The sequence below is a fragment of the Enterobacter cloacae complex sp. EB5 genome (assembly GCF_031432835.1).
Taxonomy (GTDB): Bacteria; Pseudomonadota; Gammaproteobacteria; order Enterobacterales; family Enterobacteriaceae; genus Enterobacter; species Enterobacter hormaechei_C.
Genome location: NZ_CP133860.1, coordinates 25,991 through 46,191, shown reverse-complemented (window position 1 = coordinate 46,191; position 20,201 = coordinate 25,991). Strand labels below are relative to the sequence as shown.

Below are 20,201 nucleotides of genomic sequence, written 5' to 3'. Positions count from 1 at the left end.
TTCTGCGTGTCTCTTACGCAGCGAAGTTCTTCGCAACAAATTCCCAGTTAACCAGTGCCCAGAAGTGTTCCAGGTAGTTCGGGCGCGCATTACGGTAATCAATGTAATAGGCGTGTTCCCATACGTCCACGGTCATCAGCGGCGTTGCGCTGGTGGTCAGAGGGGTACCCGCATTAGAGGTGGAAACGATAGCCAGTTTGCCATCAGCCTCTTTGACCAGCCAGGTCCAGCCGGAGCCAAAGTTTTTAACGGCAGCGTCAGTAAACTTCGCTTTAAAATCCGCGAAACTGCCGAACGCGGCGTTAATCGCTGCCGCCAGCTCACCGGCAGGTTCTCCGCCCGCATTGGGAGCCAGGCAGTGCCAGTAGAAGGTGTGGTTCCACACCTGAGCGGCGTTGTTGAATACGCCACCGTCTGAACTGCGCACGATCTCTTCCAGCGTTTTGCCTTCAAAATCGGTGCCCTTGATCAGGTTATTCAGGTTGGTGACATAGGTCTGGTGATGCTTGCCGTAATGGTACTCCAGGGTTTCCGCGGAAATATGCGGGGCCAGGGCGTCTTTTGCATACGGTAGTGCAGGTAATTCGAACGACATTGCTTCTCTCCTTATAGTTTTATACGTTGCCAATAACCCTACAGACAATAAGGACAGAATAGCAAATTGAAAGGGTATGCAAAAGAGGAACTTACCCTGCCATGGAGGCGGCAGGGCAGGGTTTAGCGAATGGTTTTTGGTGTCATCACGCGGCGCGCACCCACATAGTGGCGCACCCAGTAATCTTCGCTGAGGGAGGTGATCTGAATGTCCTGACCGCTGCGCGGTGACTGGATAAATTTACCGTTACCCACATACACCCCAACGTGATCGGCCGTACCGCGTCCCTGGGTGCGGAAGAACACCAGGTCGCCATTTTGCAGTTCGCCACGGTTTACAGGCGCGGCGTCGCGCAGATGGTACATCTCATTGGCGGTGCGCGGAATGCGAAACTTCACCAGATCTTTATAGGCATAATAAACCAGCCCACTACAGTCAAAACCGGTGCGCGGAGAAGTGCCGCCCCAGCGATACGGTTTACCTATTTGCCCCATCAGTTTGTTCATCGCCGTTTTTTGCGCTTTCTGCATACGCGCTTTATGCACGTCAGCCAGCTTCGTCACTTTTGCACATTTCGTTTTATGGCCTTTGCGCACGGTGCATTTTTCATTCACCAGGCTGGCGGTCGTGCGGGTGGTTTTGTGCGTGCCGGAACGGAGAGTTTTGGTTTTACTGGAGGCGGTCTTTTTGGTCTGAGCGGTGGTTTTCTTCTTTACTGTTTTACTGGTGGTTTTTTTCTTACGTTCTGTGGTTTTTGCCAGATGCGTTTTTTGTACAGCAGAATGCCGCGCCTGTTCAGAGGCGTTCGCCGCTGGCGTAAATGAGAGTGTGGTAAACAGTAAAGCACAGAGCGTCATCGAGATTTTAGTTATCCGCGCCACTGGGCAGTCCCCTGATAAATGCAGGCCACAATGCATACCCGCGTGAGATTTACAAAACCTGTCGATTCTAATCCATAAAATCAGAAGAAGTTAATAGCATTTTTCATTCAAAAATTATGTTTCGTTAGCAAGTGCAAAAAAATTCACCATTCTGACGCACTCCTGTTCGCTCCTTAAGCAAAACCGCATCGCGTCTGGGGATAAACAACATTAGCAATGCAACTTTATGCGATAAGCGATAAAATAATTAGACGTGACAAAAATGTTATTTTCCGATGTCGGCCTGACCCGCTACAATGTCAGACTGATGCCGTAACAGAAGTTAAAGGAAGCAAGACATGAGCACCACTATTGAAAAAATTCAGCGCCAGATCGCTGAAAACCCGATTCTCCTGTACATGAAAGGTTCTCCGAAGCTGCCAAGCTGCGGCTTCTCCGCGCAAGCGGTTCAGGCGCTGTCCGCCTGTGGTGAGCGTTTTGCTTACGTTGATATCCTGCAAAACCCGGACATTCGCGCTGAACTGCCAAAATACGCCAACTGGCCGACCTTCCCACAGCTGTGGGTTGATGGCGAACTGGTTGGCGGATGCGACATCCTGATTGAAATGTATCAGCGCGGCGAACTGCAACAGCTGATCAAAGAGACTGCGGCGAAGTATAAAACCGAAGAGCCGGACGCAGAATAAGTTTTCTGCGGATATAAAAAAGCGACCACATTATGTTGGTCGCTTTTTTTTGTCCTGTGGGGCTGTTAATTACCCAACCTACGATTGAGGATCGGCCTCGTCGCCCATCGGCAGCGGCCAGCCGCCGAGACGTTTCCAGCGGTTGACGATCTCACAGAACAGCTCCGCCGTACGCTCGGTGTCGTATAACGCGGAATGCGCCTGGGTGCCGTCAAACGCAATACCCGCCGTGATGCAGGCTTTAGAGAGCACGGTTTGCCCCAGCGCCAGGCCGCTCAGCGCGGCGGTGTCGAAGGTCACAAACGGATGGAATGGATTACGCTTCAGCGAGGCGCGCTCGGCGGCAGCCATAGTGAAGCTGTGATCAAAGGTGGCATTGTGGGCCACCATGATGGCGCGGCTACAGTCATTCTCTTTCATGCCTTTGCGCACCATTTTGAAAATGGCGTGCAGCGCCTCGTATTCGCTTACCGCCCCGCGCAGCGGGTTTGTCGGATCGATACCGTTAAAGGCCAGCGCCTCTGGCTGTAAGTTTGCCCCTTCAAAGGGTTCAACGTGGAAATGCAGCGTGGTGTCCGGTACAAGCCAGCCCTGTTCATCCATCTTCAGCGTGATGGCGGCAATTTCAAGCAGCGCATCGGTTTTAGCGTTAAATCCGGCTGTTTCTACATCAATGACAACGGGATAAAAACCACGAAAACGGTCGCACAGACCGGTAAATTGAGCGTTATCGGACATCAGGGTCTCTTACAAGGGGGAAAAAGCAGTGCGCATTATGGCAAATTTTGAGAGGGGATGCAGCAAAACAACGGGCGCATAGTGCGCCCTGCGGGATCAATTGCCCAGACCGCGACCAGCGTCTTTGGCTTCAATCAGTTCGATTTTATAACCGTCCGGATCTTCCACAAACGCAATGACGGTGGTACCGCCTTTAACCGGACCGGCTTCACGGGTGACGTTACCGCCATTGCTGCGGATACGTTCGCAGGCTTCGGCGGCGTTATCCACTTCCAGCGCGATGTGACCGTAAGCCGTACCCAGCTCGTAGCTGTCCACGCCCCAGTTGTAAGTCAGCTCGATGACCGCTTCATCAGATTCCGGGCCGTAACCAACAAACGCCAGAGAGTATTTATATTCCGGATTTTCGCTGGTGCGCAGCAGCTTCATGCCCAGCACGTTAGTGTAGAAATCGATGGAACGTTGCAGGTCGCCAACGCGCAGCATGGTGTGAAGTAGGCGCATAATTTCCTCATTAAACAGTGGAATGGATTATCTTTTTGAACAGAAACGATGTTTTAGTATAGCGGCGAAAGGTCGCCGCTATCAATGTACAAAGCGGGATTACAGTGAAGGGTAGTCGGTATAACCTTCCGCGCCGCCGCCATAGAAACTTTCAGGGCGCTGTGGGTTCAGTTCGGCTTTCTTCTGCAAACGGGCAACCAGATCCGGGTTAGCAATGTAGTCACGGCCAAAGGCCACGGCGTCGATCAGGCCTTTCCCGATCAGATCCTCGGCTTTCTCTGCCGTATACGCGCCCGCCCCGATAATCACGCCGTGGAAGCGCTCGCGCACTTTCTGGCGGAAGGCTTCACTGTAAGGCTTGCCACCTGCCCAGTCCGGCTCGGACATGTGCAGATAGGCGATACCGCGTTTCGCCAGCTCTTCAATCAGATACAGCGCGTCGGCTTCTTCGTTCGGACCGTTGTCGACGTTCTGGAAAGTACCGATCGGGGAGACACGAATACCAATGCGGTCTGCGCTCCACTCATTACAGACAGCATCGACCACTTCAAGCACCAGACGCGCGCGGTTTTCAACGCTGCCGCCGTACTGGTCGGTACGCTGGTTGGAAGACGGGGACAGGAACTGATGCAGCAGGTAACCGTGCGCAGAGTGCAGCTCAACCAGGTCGAAGCCCGCTTCACGGGCGTTGGCGACGGCCTGACGGAAATCATTCACGATACCCGGGATCTCGTCCAGCTCCAGCGCGCGTGGCGTGGTGGTGTCAACGCGGATCGCATTACCGTTTTCATCGCGCAGGGAAGTGCGGGTATTGGCGTTCAGGGCAGAGGCCGAAACCGGCGCCTGACCGCCAGGCTGGATGCTGCTGTGTGAGATACGACCGGTGTGCCACAGCTGAACGGCAATACGACCATCTTCAGCATGCACGCCTGCGGTGATTTTTTTCCACGCGGCGATCTGTTCCGGGCTGTGCAGACCCGGCGCACCGGCGTAGCCTTTTGCCTGGGCAGAAATCTGCGTGGCTTCGGAAATAATCAGGCCCGCGCTGGCGCGCTGACGATAATACTCACCCATCAATGGCGTTGGGATATCGCCCGGCTCGATGCTGCGCAGACGGGTGAGTGGGGCCATAAACACGCGGTTTGGGGCAGTAACGGCACCCACTTTCAGTGGGGTAAACAGCTTTTCAGCGGACATAATGGCTCCTGAGTAGACCAGTCGACTAGTAAAAGGGTAAATAAAAACGCCGGCTACACGCCAGGCGCGGTTATACAGTTTTTCACATGCGCCAGCGCGCTTTCGAGCGGCACGGCGCTGCGAGACATTTTTGCTTGCAGGTTGGCGCCTAACCAGAGGGAATAGAGCACCTGTGCCTGCGTGAGCGGATCGCCGGAGAAGGAGAGCGTTTTTTCATTGCGCCCGCTCTCCAGCGCGTGAGCCAACAGGGCAATAACGCCGCTGGCCCCTTTATCCATGGCGGTGCGCATATCTTCAGAGAGATCGCACACTTCGGCAGACAGTTTTACCGTCAGGCAGCCGCTGATGATGCCCTGCTGACAGAACTGCGTCAGCGTTTCCTGATAGTAGTTCAGAACACGATCCCGGTAGTCACCTTCACCGCTGGCGAAGTGGGCTGCCAGGCGCTGATGGTAGCTGGCGTAGTGCCGCTCCAGCATGGCAACGCCAAACGCCTCTTTGGATCGAAAATAGTGATAAAACGATCCCTTAGGTACTTCAGCGGTTTTTAATAACTCGCTCAGCCCCATTCCGGTAAACCCGCGATGCATGCAAAGGCGCTCGCCGGTAGCCAGCAAATGTTCTCGTGTATCGTGTTCAGTGTGTCTGCTCATGCCCTTACTCTAATAGACCGTTCGGTCTAATGCAAGCCCGCTTAGCGACGACACTGCGACAGAATATCCAGCTGCGGTTGATAAACCGCTGATTTCACGTCCATCATGCCCAGAACGGTGGCGAATAAATTGTCCTGTGAAACCGCCTCTTTTGCGGCATGGTCACGCAGGCAATCCGTGTTTACGCCAAAGTTTTTCGCATAATCCTGGGAGAGCCAGAACATAAACGGAATATGCGTTTGCTGCTCCGGGGCCAGCATATACGGCGTACCGTGCAGGTAAATTCCGCTTTCACCCAGCGATTCACCGTGATCGGAGAGGTAAATGAGCGCCGTGTTCATGTTGGCCTGCCGGGCTTTCAGCGCGTCGATGGTTCGGCTGACGACGCTGTCGGTATAAAGAATCGTGTTGTCATAGGTATTGATCAGCGACTGATGATCGCAATCCTGTATTTCATTGGTATCGCAGGTTGGGGTGAACTTGCGGAAGCTGTCCGGGTAGCGTTTGTAATAGGCCGGACCGTGGCTGCCCATCAGGTGAATAACCAGAACCGTATCCTGCTTTATTCCATCCAGCACGTTGTCCAGGCGGTACAGGTTGACGTCGTCGATACAGGATTTGTCCTTACAGAACTGATCCAGTTTCCACTGGGTCATGTCCGTGTGCGGCACGCGGTCGCAGGCGCCTTTACACCCGCCGTCGTTGTCGCGCCACAGCAGGTTGAACCCGGCATGGTTAAGGACATCGAGCAGACCTTCCTGATGATGGGCGAGGTCCGCGTCATATTTTTTCCGCGTCATGCCGGAGAACATGCAGGGGACGGAAACGGCGGTTTCCGTGCCACAGGAGGAGGCCCGCGGGAAGTTGATGACATCCTGCTTTTTCAGCTCGGGGTTGGTTTCACGCGGGTAACCATTTAACGAGTAGTTTGCGGCGCGGGAGGCTTCGCCCACCACTACAACCAGTACGGTTTTTTTGCGTTGGCCGGAAATCAGCGCGCCTTTATGAGCATCTTCGCCAATGCGGACCAGCGTCTGGTCGCCGGCAAACCAGCGCATTTTGCTGTATTTCACCATGGCGCTGACATAATTCGCCGGGGTAACCATTTTGACGATGCTTTTATTATTACGGAACAGCGAAGCATAGTCTTTATAGAACACTGACGCGACCAGGATGATCACCAGCAGCGCACCCAGCATAGCGGCGAAGCGCGTCAGGAGGGCATACCACCATTTTCCTGTGCGAATGCGCGTCAGGGCTAACACAACAGATGGAACCAGACCCGCTACGACCAGCCACAGGATCATCTGCGGCGTCACCAGGGCAGTCGCTTCCTGAGAATTAGTCTCGAACACGTTCACAATCATGTTCTGATCGATAACCGTACCATAGGAATACATAAACCAGGTCGCGGCGGCACATCCCAGGGTCAGGACAATCAGGAGCGGCTTACGAATATAGGGGATATTTAACAGGCTGAAGACAATCACCCAGCCGCAGAACAGTACCAGCGGCACGCTGGCAGCAAACAGGACATCGTGCAGATGCGCAGGCGCAATGATTGACCAGCTGCGCTGGATAAACAGTGCATTCAGTACGGTGAAGAAAAGTGCACAGCCCAGAGTAAATTTTATATCGTTACAGTGTAACTTTTTAGTGAACCACATGATGACCAGACCATTCGTTATATCAATGCGGCGAGTATAAGAAGGGAAGATTAGCGAAACCTTAATGTCCTGTTTGTGGCGGACATCCTTGCATGCAAGCCATTTAGGGTCTTCACTGTAGGGAATAATGACGTTCTGGAGGTAGGTGTGGCAGAGCAACTGGAATTTTTCCCTGTCCAGAGCCCGTGCCGGGGTATTTGCCAGGTTGATGAACGAGGATACTGCCGTGGCTGCATGCGCACGCGCGATGAACGTTTTAACTGGCAAAATTTCAGCGACGCGCAAAAGCAGGAGGTCTTACGGCTCTGCCGACAGCGTCTGCTGCGTAAAATTCGTGCAAACAAAGCGGTTGAACCCGAAGAACCTCAGCAACCTTCACTGTTTTAGCAGGGTAATTGCGTATACTGGTAACAAGACTTCCTTGAGGAAAATGTTATGGTTCAGCGTATTACCCTTGCCCCGCAGGGCCCGGAATTCTCCCGATTTGTTATGGGCTACTGGCGTCTTATGGACTGGAATATGTCTCCGGTCCAGCTGGCGGACTTTATAGAAGAGCATCTCGATCTTGGGATCACCACCGTCGATCACGCTGATATTTATGGCGGCTATCAGTGCGAGGCCGCCTTTGGCGAAGCGCTGAAGCGAGCGCCAGCGCTGCGTGAACGTATGGAGATTGTGACCAAATGCGGTATTGCCACCACAGCAAAACCGGAGCATGCGCTTGGACATTACATCACTAACAGCGCGCATATCGTTAAAAGCGCTGAGCAGTCACTGATCAACCTGGCTACCGATCGCATCGACCTGCTGCTGATCCACCGTCCCGATCCCTTGATGGATGCGGATGAGGTTGCGGAAGCCTTCCTGACGCTGCACCAGAGCGGCAAAGTGCGCCATTTTGGCGTGTCTAACTTCACCCCGGCACAGTTTGCGCTCTTGCAGTCTCGCCTGCCGTTTACGCTGGCAACGAATCAGGTGGAGATCTCGCCTGTTCATCAGCCGCTGCTGCTGGATGGCACGCTCGACCAACTGCAACAGCTGCGCATCCGTCCAATGGCATGGTCCTGTCTGGGAGGCGGCCGCCTGTTTAACGATGAGGCATTCCAGCCGCTGCGTAACGAGCTTGAAACGGTGGCGCGCGAACTGAATGCGGAGAGTATCGAGCAGGTGGTTTACGCCTGGATCCTGCGCCTGCCGTCTAAACCTCTGCCGATTATCGGCTCCGGCAAAATTGAGCGCGTCCGCGCTGCGCTTGTTGCTGAGGAGCTGAATATGACGCGTCAGCAGTGGTTCCGCATTCGTAAGGCAGCACTGGGCTACGACGTACCCTGAGCACGCCTGCGCCTGACTTTCCGGTGAAATCTGCGCCTCTGGTATAGACTTAAGGTGCAAAAAATAACCCGTGGAGGTCATATGAAGCGTTTTGCTCTGGCAATGGTCACGCTGGTTGTTTGCGCAGGGGCGCAGGCAGCCAGCGAGGACGTTGAAATGAATCTCGTCACTTCTCAGGGGGTAGGTCAGTCCATCGGGACGGTGAAAATCACCGAAACCGATAAAGGGCTGGAATTTGCTCCCGATCTCAAGGCTCTTCCACCCGGCGAACATGGTTTTCACGTTCATGCCAAAGGCAGCTGTCAACCCGCGATGAAAGAGGGGAAACCTTCAGCTGCGGAAGCCGCAGGGGGGCATCTCGACCCGCAGAACTCCGGTAAGCATGAAGGCCCGGAAGGAATGGGGCACCTCGGCGATCTGCCGGTGCTGGTGGTGAATAACGACGGTAAAGCCACCGATCCCGTTGTGGCGCCACGACTCAAAAAGCTTGACGAGGTCAAAGGCAAGGCGCTGATGATCCACGTGGGCGGCGATAACATGTCCGATCAACCTAAACCGCTTGGCGGCGGCGGGGCGCGCTATGCCTGCGGAGTGATCTGATCGCCAATCGTTCCGGGTGGCGGCGCCTGTTCAAGCTGTGACAGGGAGCAGTGCAGCCGCCAGATAATGGACGCCAGATCGCGGGCCGCAGGCTGATGATGGTGCGCCAGCGTGTCGCAAATACGCTTAAGCTCGGCGAGCGTGACGCTCAGGGGGCGCTGCTGCACCCCGCGCTCGCTCATCACATCGCGGAGCATAGAAATACAGTTATCACGGACCTGCGACAGCGGATCGGAACGCGTCTCCCAGGCGCGCAGCTGCCACACCACGTGCGAACAGTTTAGCAGCACCACGCCCCAGCGCAGTAGCCAGCGACGGGAGAGTGAGTCCTGGCTGTTGTTCAGCTGGCTGACATGATGGTAAACCAGCGATTCATACTCGCTTTCGCGCAGATGCGGCCTGCGACTCAGCTGATCGACAAAACCCCTGCGCAACTCCCGAATATGCCTGCGGCTTTTACGCGCGTCCGAGCCCGGGCGTAACACGGCGAAAGCCAGCCATGCCAGCCCCACGCCGAGGATCTTCGCCAGATTGTCGTTGAGAAAATCAGCGTAATCGTAAACCGGTGGATTCGTTACAGAGATAAATGAGCCCATAAAAACAATCAACTGACCCCACAGACCGGCCAGTTTCGGCATTTGCAGTTTGAGCAACTGCATGGTGGTTAATAGCGGGAAGAGAAACAGCAGAAATTGCCAGAGGTCGGTTATCTGCACCATCAAACCAAATTTCACCACGAAGCTGAACAGCGACAGTAGTACCAGCGTACGCAGCAGTAGCGTCAGGGAATTAAAGGGGGAAGCGGCGACGGAATAGAGCACGCAGCTGATTGCCGCAAGCGTCAGGGCCGCACTGCCCGCATCCCATTGGGTGGTGATGGCCCATGCGCCTACGGCCGTCAAAGCGCAAAACGTACGAAAACCGCTCCACAGCGCCTCCATTGCGTCGGTATGGCGCGCCAGAGCAGGACTACCGGGAACGGAAAATTCGGTGACGGGCGTGGCATTTTCGACGGCTTTTAACCAGCGACTGCTGCGCAGATACAGGCGGCAGAAATAGTTCAGACGCTGCCAGAAGGCGCGATGCCGGTAGTCATATTCATCCGTTGGGGCGAGCGGCGCGATAATGCGGGCCACGGTATAGATATCGGCATCCGGACGCGCAAGGGCGGCGAGCAGCGCCTCAATAATCTCCCGGGTATGGGCTGGCGGTGCAGGCCAGTTCAGCAACATCCGGCGAAGGCTCGAGATCGCGCTCGTCATCCGCAATTGCTGGTGCAGTAAATAGTTCAGAAGTGTATTCTGGCGACGAAAACGGTAGTGGCTCCAGAAAGCCTGGATGCGCAACAGGTTCATGGTCAGGATCTGGCCGATGACCTTTTCGTGCGCGAGGCGGATGTCATCGCTGCTGTCAGGCTGCCAGAGCAGGCTGGCATGTTCCAGCAAACGTGCGTGCATCGTTTTAAGGGCGGTGATAAGCGTAGTGCCATCTGAGGTACTGGGCAGGATCATCATCATGACGCCCCCGCACAGAATGCCGACCATCACTTCACACACGCGTGCCTGGGCGATATCCCACAGCTCGGTGGTGTCCAGCACGTTGACGACCGGAAAGGCGATAATGGCCGCGGTGTAACCCGCCAGTTGAAACGCATAGGCAACGTTATTGGTAAAATGGGCGCAGGCCCAGGTACACAGCCCCTGCCATGCCGACATGCTTAACAGAAATAGCCAGGGATCGTTCAGGGTATGGCCGGCAAGAAGCAGTGCGGCGGTTGCCCCCAGCAGGCTACCCGCCACGCGCCCGAGGCTTTTACTGATAACGCCCCCGACGGTAGGGAAGCTGACGACCGCCGCAGAGGTCATCGCCCAGTAAGGCTCATCCAGGTTCAGATAATAGGCAACCGTAAGCGCAAGGCACATGGCAATGCCGTTGCGCAGCGCGTAACGCCACTGCGGCCGTGTCGCTTTTATCCACGGCGTATTGCGCCAGGAGAAAGCCCCCAGGTTCATCATCGCGGTCCGATGGCGACGGTGCAGGTTGTGCCAGAGACCAGGGTAATGTCTTTCGGCAGTTGATCAAACTCGACGCGAACAGGCACCCGCTGAGCCAGACGCACCCACGGTACGTTGGGTTTAATGTCGGGCACCAGGCCAGAATCGGTTTCCACGCTCTGATCGTAAATTGCCCGACCTATGCTGCTAACGTGACCCTGTAACGTTTCTGCGCCGCTGTAAAGCGTGATCCGGGCAGGCGCTCCCTCGCGGATATGGCGCAGCTTGGTCTCTTCAAAATAACCTACAACATAGAAAGAGTGGCTATCGACCAGGGCAAAGACCGGCTGTCCTGTGGTGGCGTAATCCCCCACACGGGTCGACAGGCTCGTGATCCATCCATCCACCGGCGCTTTGACCACGGTCTGGGTCAGTTGCCACTCGGCCTGTTTCAGCGTTGCCTCTGCAACCTTCAGGCTGGCCTGCATGGCTTTTACATTGATATTGGCGGTATCGAGATCTTCCGCAGAGATGTAATTTCTCGACAGATTGCGGCGGCGTTCGGCTTCGTTATTGGCTTTTGCCAGATCGGATTGTGCTTTTGCGAGCTGCGCCTGGGCATTAAGCACCGCAATGTGAAACGGGGTCTCATCGATTCGGAATAACACATCGCCCGCATGAACGTACTGGTTGTCCTTCACCAGCAGCGCGCTGATACTGCCGGACACCTGTGGCGTGATGCTGACCTGTTCCGCGCGGATCTTGCCGTCACGCGTCCAGGGCGACTGCATGTAATAATTCCAGAGCCACCAGCCGGCCATCAGCGCCAGCGCTAAGACGAAAAGAGTGGAAAAATATTTTAACGTTTTCAATGCTATTCTCACCACACGGTTAACACGGCAAGGCCAAGACAGACGGAAAGGGTAAACAGGGAGAGATCCATTAACATCGGGTGCCAGATTTCACCGGAATACATCCAGTCGCGCAGCAGACGATGCGCAATGAGCCAGATCACAAAACCGACCATCACGGCTTTAAACAGTGGCGGAAAGTAGACCGATGCGCCAACAATCAGATCCTGGAGGGGCAACCCTGCGGAGAAGGAAAACAACGTCACAAGCAGCGATCCTTTGCGGTGGAATGAGGGCCACATTGGCAGATTTCAATGCGATGGCGCATTACCATTCAGTGTAAATCATCCTTTAAGGAATGATGAATACCGTGATTGCATTTGTTTTGGCAATACAAATACTGCAAACTATTCTAAAATCACTATAATCACTTAGCAAGCTAATTATAAGGAGATGAAATTGGAATCGCCATTAGGTTCTGATCTGGCAAGGTTGGTACGCATCTGGCGTGCTCTGATTGACCATCGCCTGAAACCTCTGGAGCTCACACAGACGCACTGGGTTACGCTGCATAACATCCATCAGCTTCCGCCCGATCAGTCACAGATCCAACTGGCAAAAGCGATTGGTATTGAGCAGCCGTCTCTGGTGCGTACCCTTGACCAGCTGGAAGAGAAGGGACTCATCTCCCGACAAACCTGCGCCAGCGACCGTCGCGCCAAGCGGATCAAATTGACGGAAAAAGCGGCCCCGATTATTACTGAGATGGAAACCGTCATCAGTAAAACGCGAGGGGAGATCCTGGCCGGTATTTCCCCCGCTGAGCTGGAGATGCTGATCGGGCTCATCGCCCGTCTTGAGCAAAACATCCACGATTTACAGTCGCGTGACTGACGTTGTTCACAGGCCTTGCTCGTGCAAGGCCTTTGTCAAGATTTGAACACCACCACCCGGTTGCGTCCCGTCTCTTTTGCCTCGTACATGGCTTTATCCGCGCTTTCCACACAGGTTTCAGCGCTGGTTTCCGGCGAGGTAGCGGTGAATACCCCCATACTGATGGTAATCGGTTCCGGAAGATAACCGCCGCTGCTGACATTGTCGAAACCGCTCAATTTGAGACGTATGCGTTCGGCAACCTGTTGCGCAAGATCGGAAGGGGTATTTGTCAGCATGAGCACAAATTCTTCGCCGCCGATCCGCGCCGCGATATCCTGCGGTCGCACTGAATCGGTCAACAGGTTTGAGACAAACTGTAAAACCTTATCCCCCTGCAAATGGCCGTAGCAGTCGTTAATGCGCTTGAAACGGTCCAGATCGCTTACAACCACCGATACCGGGTGCGCCATCGTTGCTATACTCAGCGCGTGATTTAATGAATCATAGAAATAGCTGCGATTATACAGACGGGTGAGGGGATCGCGGATCGAGTTTTGATAAGACTGCTGGTATTTTACATGCGAGTCACGATACAAATTAAATACGTCGGAAAGTAAGATGAAAATAATGATTAACGTAGCGACGGTTTCAAATAACCGTGCCCGGTACCATGAAATATCTTCAGCGTGTCCGCCTAACAATAGCATGATCAGGGTGACGATATAACAGACGCATAAAAAATTGCCGCCGACCCAAAACAAATTCCTCACGCGGGTAATGACCATCAACGTGATTAATGTTACTACCCAGAGAACAATCAAAATGATATTGATCGCCTGGCTCCAGAGAACCATAAACTGTCGGGTTTCATTGTCTACCAGGTCCAGTGTGAGCAGCGTGGAATGACTGGAATAGAAAAATGCCAGCCCAAGCATACAGCCGGTAAAAAGCACCGTCCCGGCCACAACGGCAACATGGGCGCCGCGTGAGAGAGCGGACGTACGCAGGGTATACAGCAATGCCGCGATGATTATCAGCACCGCCATTAAAAAGTGGCGGAACATATAGAAAATCATGGCGTCATTATAGTTCGCCACGTTGAACTGATAGAGATCAAGCCAGGCCGGGAAGCTGGACAGTGTCCCCACCATCAGTAACGCTGAGCCGGCAAAGGCCAGGGCAATGGGAACAAGATATAATCGCCTTCTGTCGCACCAGTATTTCATTGCCATAAAACAGGCAATAAACAGATGGAACACCAGAAGAAATATCGTCAGCGTAGGGAAAAACAAAGGTGAAAACGAAGGAACCCATTCAACAAGTTTTATAAAAAAACCTTGTAATACGGCAATGATAACAATGCACCCAAGCGCGAAGGCCACAAAACGGTTCTTTACAAATCGACAGATCGCAAGCATAGAGACTTAAAAAATAAAAAAGAAAAAGAGATTGCGAAGAGTCTAAGGGAGGGGAATAAAAAATACTTTGCGCCCGGACAAGAACAGATGAAATGAATAATTCACCGCGTGAATGTATTGTGCAAATATATTGTTGAGAATGATGATTTTGCTAAATGGATGTGGTCTGAACAGACCACATCCATCAGGATATTAGCGCGGGGAGACGGTGACCTGGCTGCCGTTGCTTGCGAGAACAACACGCTGGCCAGCAGAGAAGCGGGTGTTACCCTGTTTCTGCACAACCATAATGGTGCTGCCATCGTCTTTACGGATTTCCAGCTCAACGCCCTGAGTTTTGTTCATCGCACCCTGAACGCCCTGACCCGCTACGCCGCCTGCAACTGCGCCCGCTGCGGTCGCCAGAGAACGTCCGGTGCCGCCGCCAATGGTATTACCCAGGAAACCGCCCAGCACAGCACCACCGATTGCGCCCACCACGTTCGTGTCATCGCCACCCTGAATCTGAACAGGACGGGCATTAACGATAGTACCGTATGTCACGTTCTGTACCTGTTTAGCTTCAGAAGCACTATATACGTCGCCGGAGAGTGAACTGTCATTCACACAACCCGCCAGTGTTAAACCAATCAGCGAAACGCCCAGTACACGTAAAATCATTTGACTCTCCTGTTCACCAAAAAACGCCCGGTTGGGGCATCCGTTATGGCTAAATTATATGGCATTCCTGACCACAGTTCATATCTTTGCATGCCGAATAGATAAATTTTACCCGAACAGGGCTTAACGGGACATAAACAAACATCGCCTGTGCTACAGGTCTGAGATTGTTAAAAATTATTATCACCGCATAGCAAAGCAGCGTTATTTATGATGGAGTGTTTGCACTTAGCCCATGTAACGTAAGGAAAGCGCATGAAATCGGGTCGCTATATCGGTGTGATGTCTGGTACCAGTCTTGACGGTGTGGATGTCGTTCTGGCCGCCATTGATGAAAACATGGTGGCGCAGCAGGCAAGCCTGACCTGGCCAATTCCGGTCTCGTTAAAAGAAGAGATCCTGAACATCTGCCAGGGACAACAGCTGACGCTTTCCCAACTGGGCCAACTGGATGTGCGTCTGGGGGCGCTGTTTGCTGAGGCGGTACTGGCCCTGATGCAGCAGGAAAGACTCCACCCGCAGGATATCGTGGCAATAGGCTGCCATGGGCAGACCGTCTGGCATGAACCTGTCGGTGAGGCGCCGCACACGATGCAAATTGGCGATAACAACCAGATTGTGGCAAAAACCGGCGTGACGGTGGTGGGCGATTTCCGTCGTCGCGATATGGCCCTCGGCGGGCAGGGGGCGCCGCTGGTTCCGGCATTTCATCAGGCGCTGCTGGCGCACCCGGTTGAGCGCAGGATGGTCCTGAACATCGGCGGGATCGCCAACCTGTCGATGCTTATTCCCGGGCAGCCCGTGCGGGGGTACGATACCGGACCCGGTAATATGCTGATGGATGCCTGGATCTGGCGTCAGAGCGGTAAAGCCTACGACAAAGACGCGCAGTGGGCCAGCCAGGGGAAAGTGATCCTTCCCTTGCTGCAAACCCTGTTAAGCGATCCTTTCTTTGCTCTGCCTGCGCCGAAAAGCACGGGGCGAGAATATTTCAACTACGGCTGGCTTGAACGTCAGCTGACGCGCTTCCCCGGCCTTGCGCCTCAGGATGTGCAGGCTACGCTGACGGAGCTCACCGCGGTGTCGATTTCTGAACAGGTGTTGCTGAGCGGCGGGTGTGAGCGCTTGCTGGTATGCGGAGGCGGAAGCCGCAACCCGCTGGTGATGGCACGCCTCGCCGCCTTGCTGCCGGGCACCGAAGTCACGACCACTGATGAAGCCGGGATCAGCGGAGACGATATGGAAGCGCTGGCCTTCGCCTGGCTTGCCTGGCGTACGGTTGCCGGTCTGCCCGGGAATTTACCCTCCGTAACCGGTGCGCGGGAGGCGAGCGTCCTCGGGGCCATTTTCCCTGCAAACCCGCGCCATAATCAGAGTTAACTGAAATTCAGCGGGAGGCGTAACCCGTAAAATAGGGAAAAACAGGAGGGCGGTTAGGCCCTCCAGGACCAGGATAGTCTTCGGAATCTGCCCATGAAAAAACTTCTTCTCATTGCTGTACCTTTTCTTATGACCGGATGCAGCGTCTATAACCAGTTCGTTGAGCGTATGCAAACCGATACGCTGGAATATCGTTGTGATGAAAAACCGCTGACGGTGAAGCTGAACAACACGCGTCAGGAAGCCAGCTTTGTTTATGACAATAAGTTGTTGACGCTGAAGCAGGGAATGTCGGCCTCCGGTGCGCGCTACTCAGACGGGATCTACGTCTTCTGGTCGAAAGGCGACAGCGCCACCGTCTACAAGCGTGACCGCATTGTGCTGAACAATTGTCAGCTAGAAAATCCGAAGCGTTGAGATTTTTGAAGGGGGCGCGCACAATAGCGCCACCCAATCTCACTTTCAGCTAACGCCATGTCAGATAACGACGAACTACAGCAAATTGCGCATCTGCGCCGTGAATACACCAAAGGCGGTTTGCGCCGCCAGGATCTTCCCGCCGAACCGCTGGTGCTTTTTGAACGCTGGCTGAAGCAGGCCTGCGAAGCGAAACTGGCCGACCCGACGGCAATGGTCGTTGCCACGGTTGATGAAAACGGTCAGCCGTATCAACGCATCGTTCTTCTCAAGCACTATGACGAGAAAGGGCTGGTGTTCTACACCAACCTGGGCAGTCGTAAAGCGCATCACCTGGAAAATAATCCGCGTATTAGCCTGCTCTTCCCGTGGCATATGCTTGAGCGCCAGGTGATGGTCACCGGCAAGGCGGAGCGCCTCTCTACGCTCGAAGTGGTGAAATATTTCCACAGCCGCCCGCGCGACAGTCAGATCGGCGCCTGGGTCTCTAAACAGTCCAGCCGAATCTCAGCCCGCGGCGTGCTGGAGAGTAAATTCCTCGAACTCAAACAGAAGTTTCAGCAGGGTGAAGTACCGCTGCCGAGTTTCTGGGGCGGGTTCCGCATCCCCATTGAGCAGATGGAATTCTGGCAGGGCGGTGAACACCGCCTGCACGACCGCTTTTTATACCAGCGCCGCAACGGTGGCTGGAAAATCGACAGACTGGCCCCGTAATCCCCAAAATTTGTTGATTTAAGCGCTAGCGCACACCGCGCTGGCGCTTTATTCTATGGTCCTTTCGCATCAGGCGAAAAGTCGTGTACCGGCAAAGGTGCAGTCGTTTATACATGGAGAATTTGATGGCAAGCAGTAACTTGATTAAACAATTGCAAGAGCGGGGCCTCGTGGCCCAGGTGACGGACGAGGAAGCGTTAGCAGAGCGACTGGCGCAAGGCCCGATCGCGCTCTATTGCGGCTTCGATCCCACCGCTGACAGCTTGCATTTGGGGCATCTTGTTCCATTGTTATGCCTGAAACGCTTCCAGATGGCCGGCCATAAGCCTGTCGCACTGGTTGGCGGCGCGACCGGTCTGATTGGCGACCCAAGTTTCAAAGCCGCTGAGCGTAAGCTGAATACCGAAGACACCGTGCAGGAGTGGGTGGATAAGATCCGGAAACAGGTTGCTCCGTTCCTGGATTTCGACTGCGGTGACAACTCTGCGATTGCAGCGAACAACTACGACTGGTTTGGTGGCATGAACGTGCTGACGTTCCTGCGTGACATCGGCAAACACTTCTCTGTTAACCAGATGATTAACAAAGAAGCAGTGAAGCAGCGTCTTAACCGTGACGATCAGGGGATCTCTTTCACCGAGTTCTCCTACAACCTGTTGCAGGGATATGACTTCGCCTGCCTGAACAAGCTGCACGGCGTCTCTCTGCAAATTGGCGGTTCCGACCAGTGGGGTAACATCACCTCCGGTATCGATCTGACCCGTCGCCTCCACCAGAATCAGGTGTTTGGTCTGACCGTGCCGTTGATCACCAAAGCCGACGGTACCAAGTTCGGTAAAACCGAAGGCGGCGCGGTATGGCTGGATCCGAAGAAAACCAGCCCGTACAAGTTCTACCAGTTCTGGATCAACACGGCGGATGCCGACGTTTATCGCTTCCTGAAGTTCTTCACCTTTATGGATATCGAAGAAATCAATGCGCTGGAAGAAGAAGACAAGAACAGCGGTAAAGCACCACGCGCCCAGTACGTGCTGGCGGACGAAGTGACCAAACTGGTTCATGGTGAAGAAGGTCTGGCGGCGGCGAAGCGCATTACGGCGAGCCTGTTCAACGGGACCCTGAGCGATTTAAGCGAAGCGGATTTCGAACAGCTGGCGCAGGATGGCGTGCCGATGGTAGAGATGGAAAAAGGCGCCGATCTGATGCAGGCGCTAGTGGACTCCGAGCTCCAGCCGTCTCGCGGTCAGGCGCGTAAAACCATCGCCTCTAACGCCATCACCATTAATGGCGAAAAACAGGCCGATCCGGAATACACCTTTACCGAGAACGACCGTCTCTATGGTCGCTACACGCTGCTGCGTCGCGGTAAGAAAAATTACTGCCTGGTCTGCTGGAAGTAATTAAAAGTATGCAGGGGCGTGGGAAACCACGCCCCTTTTGTTTTGACAGGGTTTGGTAAGTACAACATGAAGAACATCCTCGCCATTCAGTCCCACGTTGTGTTTGGACATGCTGGCAACAGCGCTGCGGAATTCCCGATGCGCCGCCTCGGCGTTAACGTCTGGCCCCTCAATACCGTCCAGTTTTCGAATCACACCCAGTACGGTAAATGGACCGGCTGCGTGATGCCGCCGTCGCATCTGACGGAAATCGTTCAGGGGATTGCGGATATCGACCAGCTTAAACGCTGCGATGCCGTACTGAGCGGCTATCTGGGTTCGGCGGAGCAGGGGGAACATATCCTCGGCATTGTGCGCCAGGTGAAAGCGGCAAACCCCGCGGCGAAATATTTCTGCGATCCGGTGATGGGACATCCGGAAAAAGGCTGCATTGTAGCGCCGGGCGTTGCGGAGTTTCATGTCCGCCATGCATTGCCCGCCAGCGATATTATTGCCCCCAACCTGATTGAACTTGAGATCCTGTGTGAGCATCCGGTCAACAGCGTAGAAGAGGCTGTAAGCGCCTCTCGCGAGCTGATCGCCCAGGGGCCAGAGATTGTGCTGGTTAAACACCTGGCACGCGCAGGGTTGAGCCAGGACCGTTTTGAGATGCTGCTGGTGACGAAGGAAGAAGCCTGGCATATCAGTCGACCGCTGGTGGATTTCGGTGCACGTCAGCCTGTCGGGGTCGGGGATGTGACCAGCGGTTTGCTGCTGGTGAAGCTATTGCAGGGCGCGAGCCTGCGCGATGCGCTGGAGCACGTCACCGCAGCCGTTTATGAAATCATGATTGCGACGAAGACGATGCAGGAATATGAGCTCCAGGTCGTCGCGGCGCAGGATCGCATCGCGAAGCCGGAGCACTATTTCAGCGCAACGCAGCTTTAGACACCGCCCGGCGGCGCTGCGCTTGCACGGGCCTACGGAATTGGTAGGCCGGGTACGCGTCAGCGCCACCCGGCAACCCAGGCCTTCGGTTAATTCAACCCTTCCGCTTTCAGCGCCGCCGCCACCGCAGGACGCTCCGCCACGCGCGTCATATACGACGCGACATGGTCTAACCCTTCCATGTTCAGCTTAACCGCGCGCGCCCAGCGCAGAACGGTAAACAGATAGGCATCGGCGATGGTGAAACGCGAGCCACAGATCCACTGGTCATCTTTCAGCGCGTCGTTAACGTACTGCAACTTTTTCTCCAGCAGCGCGCGCACGGTAGGTTTGTACTCTTCCGGCGTGTCCGGGCGGAACAGGGGCGTAAAGCCTTTGTGCAGTTCGGTGGCAATATAGTTCAGCCACTCAAGCGTCTTATAACGTGCAATGCTGCCGGTGGGGGCAAGGAGCTGACGATCCGGTACGTTGTCCGCCAGGAATTGCATAATCGCCACCCCTTCGGTCAGCAGGGTGCCATCATCCAGCAGCAGGGCCGGAACCTGCCCTTTTGGGTTAATCGCAAAAAAGTCATCCCCGTTTTCCAGGCGCTTTTTCATCAGGTCAACGCCGTCCAGCGTGAAATCTTTACCGCTCTCGCGAAGCGTAATATGGGAAGCAAGAGAGCAGGCGCCCGGTTTATAGAACAGTTTCATCGGTAACTCCTTTTTG

The 20,201-nt window shown here is 54.6% G+C and carries 23 protein-coding genes; 10 read left to right on the top strand and 13 right to left on the bottom strand.

All coding sequences use genetic code 11. The annotated features are described in order from the left end of the window. Window positions 1–13 precede the first annotated feature (13 nt). Window positions 14–595, bottom strand: coding sequence for a superoxide dismutase [Fe] (sodB, locus tag RHN82_RS00260; protein ID WP_017384606.1), 582 nt, complete (start codon window positions 593–595; stop codon window positions 14–16). Between the two features lie 122 nt (window positions 596–717). Then, on the bottom strand, window positions 718–1,476 hold the full coding sequence (locus tag RHN82_RS00255; protein ID WP_047051413.1) for a C40 family peptidase: 759 nt from the start codon (window positions 1,474–1,476) through the stop codon (window positions 718–720). Between the two features lie 338 nt (window positions 1,477–1,814). Between RHN82_RS00255 and grxD the strand changes: the two genes are divergently transcribed. Next, on the top strand, window positions 1,815–2,162 hold the full coding sequence (gene grxD, locus RHN82_RS00250) for a monothiol glutaredoxin 4 (protein ID WP_003832760.1): 348 nt from the start codon (window positions 1,815–1,817) through the stop codon (window positions 2,160–2,162). A 78-nt stretch (window positions 2,163–2,240) separates the two neighbouring features. On the opposite strand, the gene rnt is transcribed toward grxD, so the two are convergent. The 5 genes from rnt to eptA all read right to left on the bottom strand — a co-directional run bounded on the left by rnt (window position 2,241) and on the right by eptA (window position 6,921). Then, window positions 2,241–2,900: a ribonuclease T gene (gene rnt / locus RHN82_RS00245; RefSeq protein WP_047051409.1), complete on the bottom strand. Its 660-nt coding sequence runs from the start codon at window positions 2,898–2,900 to the stop codon at window positions 2,241–2,243. A gap of 96 nt (window positions 2,901–2,996) precedes the next feature. Continuing rightward, complete coding sequence (gene gloA, locus RHN82_RS00240; protein ID WP_003857623.1) at window positions 2,997–3,404, bottom strand: lactoylglutathione lyase; 408 nt, start codon at window positions 3,402–3,404, stop codon at window positions 2,997–2,999. Window positions 3,405–3,503: 99 nt separating this feature from the next. Continuing rightward, the gene (locus RHN82_RS00235; RefSeq protein ID WP_015570682.1) at window positions 3,504–4,601 is read right to left on the bottom strand and encodes an alkene reductase; all 1,098 of its coding nucleotides are present in this window, start codon (window positions 4,599–4,601) and stop codon (window positions 3,504–3,506) included. 53 nt (window positions 4,602–4,654) lie between these two features. Further along, a complete protein-coding gene (locus tag RHN82_RS00230) occupies window positions 4,655–5,254 on the bottom strand; it encodes a TetR/AcrR family transcriptional regulator (RefSeq protein ID WP_047051408.1) in 600 nt (199 codons plus the stop codon). A 41-nt stretch (window positions 5,255–5,295) separates the two neighbouring features. Then, entirely contained in the window at window positions 5,296–6,921 is a 1,626-nt protein-coding gene (gene eptA / locus RHN82_RS00225) for a phosphoethanolamine transferase EptA (RefSeq protein WP_047051405.1), read from the bottom strand. Window positions 6,922–7,068: 147 nt separating this feature from the next. On the opposite strand from eptA, the gene RHN82_RS00220 reads away from it, so the two are divergent. From RHN82_RS00220 to sodC, 3 genes are all read left to right on the top strand, one after another. After that, window positions 7,069–7,308 carry a DUF1289 domain-containing protein gene (locus RHN82_RS00220; protein ID WP_003857614.1) on the top strand — a complete coding sequence of 80 codons (240 nt, stop codon included), beginning with the start codon at window positions 7,069–7,071 and terminating at the stop codon, window positions 7,306–7,308. A 48-nt stretch (window positions 7,309–7,356) separates the two neighbouring features. Then, complete coding sequence (locus RHN82_RS00215; RefSeq protein ID WP_047051404.1) at window positions 7,357–8,253, top strand: aldo/keto reductase family oxidoreductase; 897 nt, start codon at window positions 7,357–7,359, stop codon at window positions 8,251–8,253. Window positions 8,254–8,334: 81 nt separating this feature from the next. Beyond that, window positions 8,335–8,853, top strand: a complete 519-nt coding sequence (gene sodC / locus RHN82_RS00210) for a superoxide dismutase [Cu-Zn] SodC (RefSeq protein WP_047051402.1) — start codon at window positions 8,335–8,337, stop codon at window positions 8,851–8,853. On the opposite strand, the gene RHN82_RS00205 is transcribed toward sodC, so the two are convergent. The 3 genes from RHN82_RS00205 to RHN82_RS00195 are packed head-to-tail and all read right to left on the bottom strand — an operon-like array spanning window position 8,832 to window position 11,964. After that, window positions 8,832–10,865 carry an FUSC family protein gene (locus RHN82_RS00205; RefSeq protein ID WP_047051524.1) on the bottom strand — a complete coding sequence of 678 codons (2,034 nt, stop codon included), beginning with the start codon at window positions 10,863–10,865 and terminating at the stop codon, window positions 8,832–8,834. The genes sodC and RHN82_RS00205 overlap by 22 nt on opposite strands. Continuing rightward, on the bottom strand, window positions 10,865–11,725 hold the full coding sequence (locus RHN82_RS00200; RefSeq protein ID WP_047051522.1) for an HlyD family secretion protein: 861 nt from the start codon (window positions 11,723–11,725) through the stop codon (window positions 10,865–10,867). Before RHN82_RS00200 ends, RHN82_RS00205 begins: the two co-directional genes overlap by 1 nt. Before the next feature lie 2 nt (window positions 11,726–11,727). Next, window positions 11,728–11,964, bottom strand: coding sequence for a DUF1656 domain-containing protein (locus RHN82_RS00195; protein WP_003857607.1), 237 nt, complete (start codon window positions 11,962–11,964; stop codon window positions 11,728–11,730). 187 nt (window positions 11,965–12,151) lie between these two features. Here RHN82_RS00195 and slyA point away from each other — a divergent pair, with 187 nt between their 5' ends. Next, on the top strand, window positions 12,152–12,592 hold the full coding sequence (slyA, locus tag RHN82_RS00190) for a transcriptional regulator SlyA (RefSeq protein WP_006808997.1): 441 nt from the start codon (window positions 12,152–12,154) through the stop codon (window positions 12,590–12,592). A gap of 35 nt (window positions 12,593–12,627) precedes the next feature. On the opposite strand, the gene RHN82_RS00185 is transcribed toward slyA, so the two are convergent. Together RHN82_RS00185 and slyB are read right to left on the bottom strand one after the other, a co-directional pair. After that, window positions 12,628–13,992, bottom strand: coding sequence for a GGDEF domain-containing protein (locus tag RHN82_RS00185; RefSeq protein ID WP_047051399.1), 1,365 nt, complete (start codon window positions 13,990–13,992; stop codon window positions 12,628–12,630). Between the two features lie 192 nt (window positions 13,993–14,184). Continuing rightward, window positions 14,185–14,652, bottom strand: coding sequence for an outer membrane lipoprotein SlyB (gene slyB, locus RHN82_RS00180; protein ID WP_003857604.1), 468 nt, complete (start codon window positions 14,650–14,652; stop codon window positions 14,185–14,187). A 255-nt stretch (window positions 14,653–14,907) separates the two neighbouring features. On the opposite strand from slyB, the gene anmK reads away from it, so the two are divergent. The 5 genes from anmK (at window position 14,908) to pdxY (ending at window position 19,490) form a co-directional block, all read left to right on the top strand. Next, on the top strand, window positions 14,908–16,032 hold the full coding sequence (gene anmK, locus RHN82_RS00175; RefSeq protein WP_047051398.1) for an anhydro-N-acetylmuramic acid kinase: 1,125 nt from the start codon (window positions 14,908–14,910) through the stop codon (window positions 16,030–16,032). 93 nt (window positions 16,033–16,125) lie between these two features. After that, window positions 16,126–16,449, top strand: a complete 324-nt coding sequence (gene mliC, locus RHN82_RS00170; protein ID WP_047051395.1) for a C-type lysozyme inhibitor — start codon at window positions 16,126–16,128, stop codon at window positions 16,447–16,449. A gap of 57 nt (window positions 16,450–16,506) precedes the next feature. After that, window positions 16,507–17,163: a pyridoxamine 5'-phosphate oxidase gene (pdxH, locus tag RHN82_RS00165; RefSeq protein ID WP_047051394.1), complete on the top strand. Its 657-nt coding sequence runs from the start codon at window positions 16,507–16,509 to the stop codon at window positions 17,161–17,163. Window positions 17,164–17,288: 125 nt separating this feature from the next. Then, window positions 17,289–18,563: a tyrosine--tRNA ligase gene (tyrS, locus tag RHN82_RS00160; protein ID WP_017384594.1), complete on the top strand. Its 1,275-nt coding sequence runs from the start codon at window positions 17,289–17,291 to the stop codon at window positions 18,561–18,563. Window positions 18,564–18,629: 66 nt separating this feature from the next. Further along, the gene (gene pdxY, locus RHN82_RS00155) at window positions 18,630–19,490 is read left to right on the top strand and encodes a pyridoxal kinase PdxY (RefSeq protein WP_047051391.1); all 861 of its coding nucleotides are present in this window, start codon (window positions 18,630–18,632) and stop codon (window positions 19,488–19,490) included. Between the two features lie 89 nt (window positions 19,491–19,579). On the opposite strand, the gene gstA is transcribed toward pdxY, so the two are convergent. Beyond that, window positions 19,580–20,185 (bottom strand): glutathione transferase GstA, encoded by a 606-nt coding sequence (gene gstA / locus RHN82_RS00150; RefSeq protein ID WP_003857598.1) that lies wholly within the window; start codon window positions 20,183–20,185, stop codon window positions 19,580–19,582. Window positions 20,186–20,201: the final 16 nt, after the last annotated feature.

Excerpts from the sequence above, each read along its gene's own strand:
- sodB (WP_017384606.1), bottom strand. The coding sequence starts at position 595 with ATGTCGTTCGAATTACCTGCACTACCGTATGCAAAAGACGCCCTGGCC.
- grxD (WP_003832760.1), top strand. The coding sequence starts at position 1,815 with ATGAGCACCACTATTGAAAAAATTCAGCGCCAGATCGCTGAAAACCCG.
- rnt (WP_047051409.1), bottom strand. The coding sequence starts at position 2,900 with ATGTCCGATAACGCTCAATTTACCGGTCTGTGCGACCGTTTTCGTGGT.
- gloA (WP_003857623.1), bottom strand. The coding sequence starts at position 3,404 with ATGCGCCTACTTCACACCATGCTGCGCGTTGGCGACCTGCAACGTTCC.
- RHN82_RS00235 (WP_015570682.1), bottom strand. The coding sequence starts at position 4,601 with ATGTCCGCTGAAAAGCTGTTTACCCCACTGAAAGTGGGTGCCGTTACT.
- RHN82_RS00230 (WP_047051408.1), bottom strand. The coding sequence starts at position 5,254 with ATGAGCAGACACACTGAACACGATACACGAGAACATTTGCTGGCTACC.
- eptA (WP_047051405.1), bottom strand. The coding sequence starts at position 6,921 with ATGTGGTTCACTAAAAAGTTACACTGTAACGATATAAAATTTACTCTG.
- RHN82_RS00215 (WP_047051404.1), top strand. The coding sequence starts at position 7,357 with ATGGTTCAGCGTATTACCCTTGCCCCGCAGGGCCCGGAATTCTCCCGA.
- sodC (WP_047051402.1), top strand. The coding sequence starts at position 8,335 with ATGAAGCGTTTTGCTCTGGCAATGGTCACGCTGGTTGTTTGCGCAGGG.
- RHN82_RS00205 (WP_047051524.1), bottom strand. The coding sequence starts at position 10,865 with ATGAACCTGGGGGCTTTCTCCTGGCGCAATACGCCGTGGATAAAAGCG.
- slyA (WP_006808997.1), top strand. The coding sequence starts at position 12,152 with ATGAAATTGGAATCGCCATTAGGTTCTGATCTGGCAAGGTTGGTACGC.
- RHN82_RS00185 (WP_047051399.1), bottom strand. The coding sequence starts at position 13,992 with ATGCTTGCGATCTGTCGATTTGTAAAGAACCGTTTTGTGGCCTTCGCG.
- slyB (WP_003857604.1), bottom strand. The coding sequence starts at position 14,652 with ATGATTTTACGTGTACTGGGCGTTTCGCTGATTGGTTTAACACTGGCG.
- anmK (WP_047051398.1), top strand. The coding sequence starts at position 14,908 with ATGAAATCGGGTCGCTATATCGGTGTGATGTCTGGTACCAGTCTTGAC.
- mliC (WP_047051395.1), top strand. The coding sequence starts at position 16,126 with ATGAAAAAACTTCTTCTCATTGCTGTACCTTTTCTTATGACCGGATGC.
- pdxH (WP_047051394.1), top strand. The coding sequence starts at position 16,507 with ATGTCAGATAACGACGAACTACAGCAAATTGCGCATCTGCGCCGTGAA.
- tyrS (WP_017384594.1), top strand. The coding sequence starts at position 17,289 with ATGGCAAGCAGTAACTTGATTAAACAATTGCAAGAGCGGGGCCTCGTG.
- pdxY (WP_047051391.1), top strand. The coding sequence starts at position 18,630 with ATGAAGAACATCCTCGCCATTCAGTCCCACGTTGTGTTTGGACATGCT.
- gstA (WP_003857598.1), bottom strand. The coding sequence starts at position 20,185 with ATGAAACTGTTCTATAAACCGGGCGCCTGCTCTCTTGCTTCCCATATT.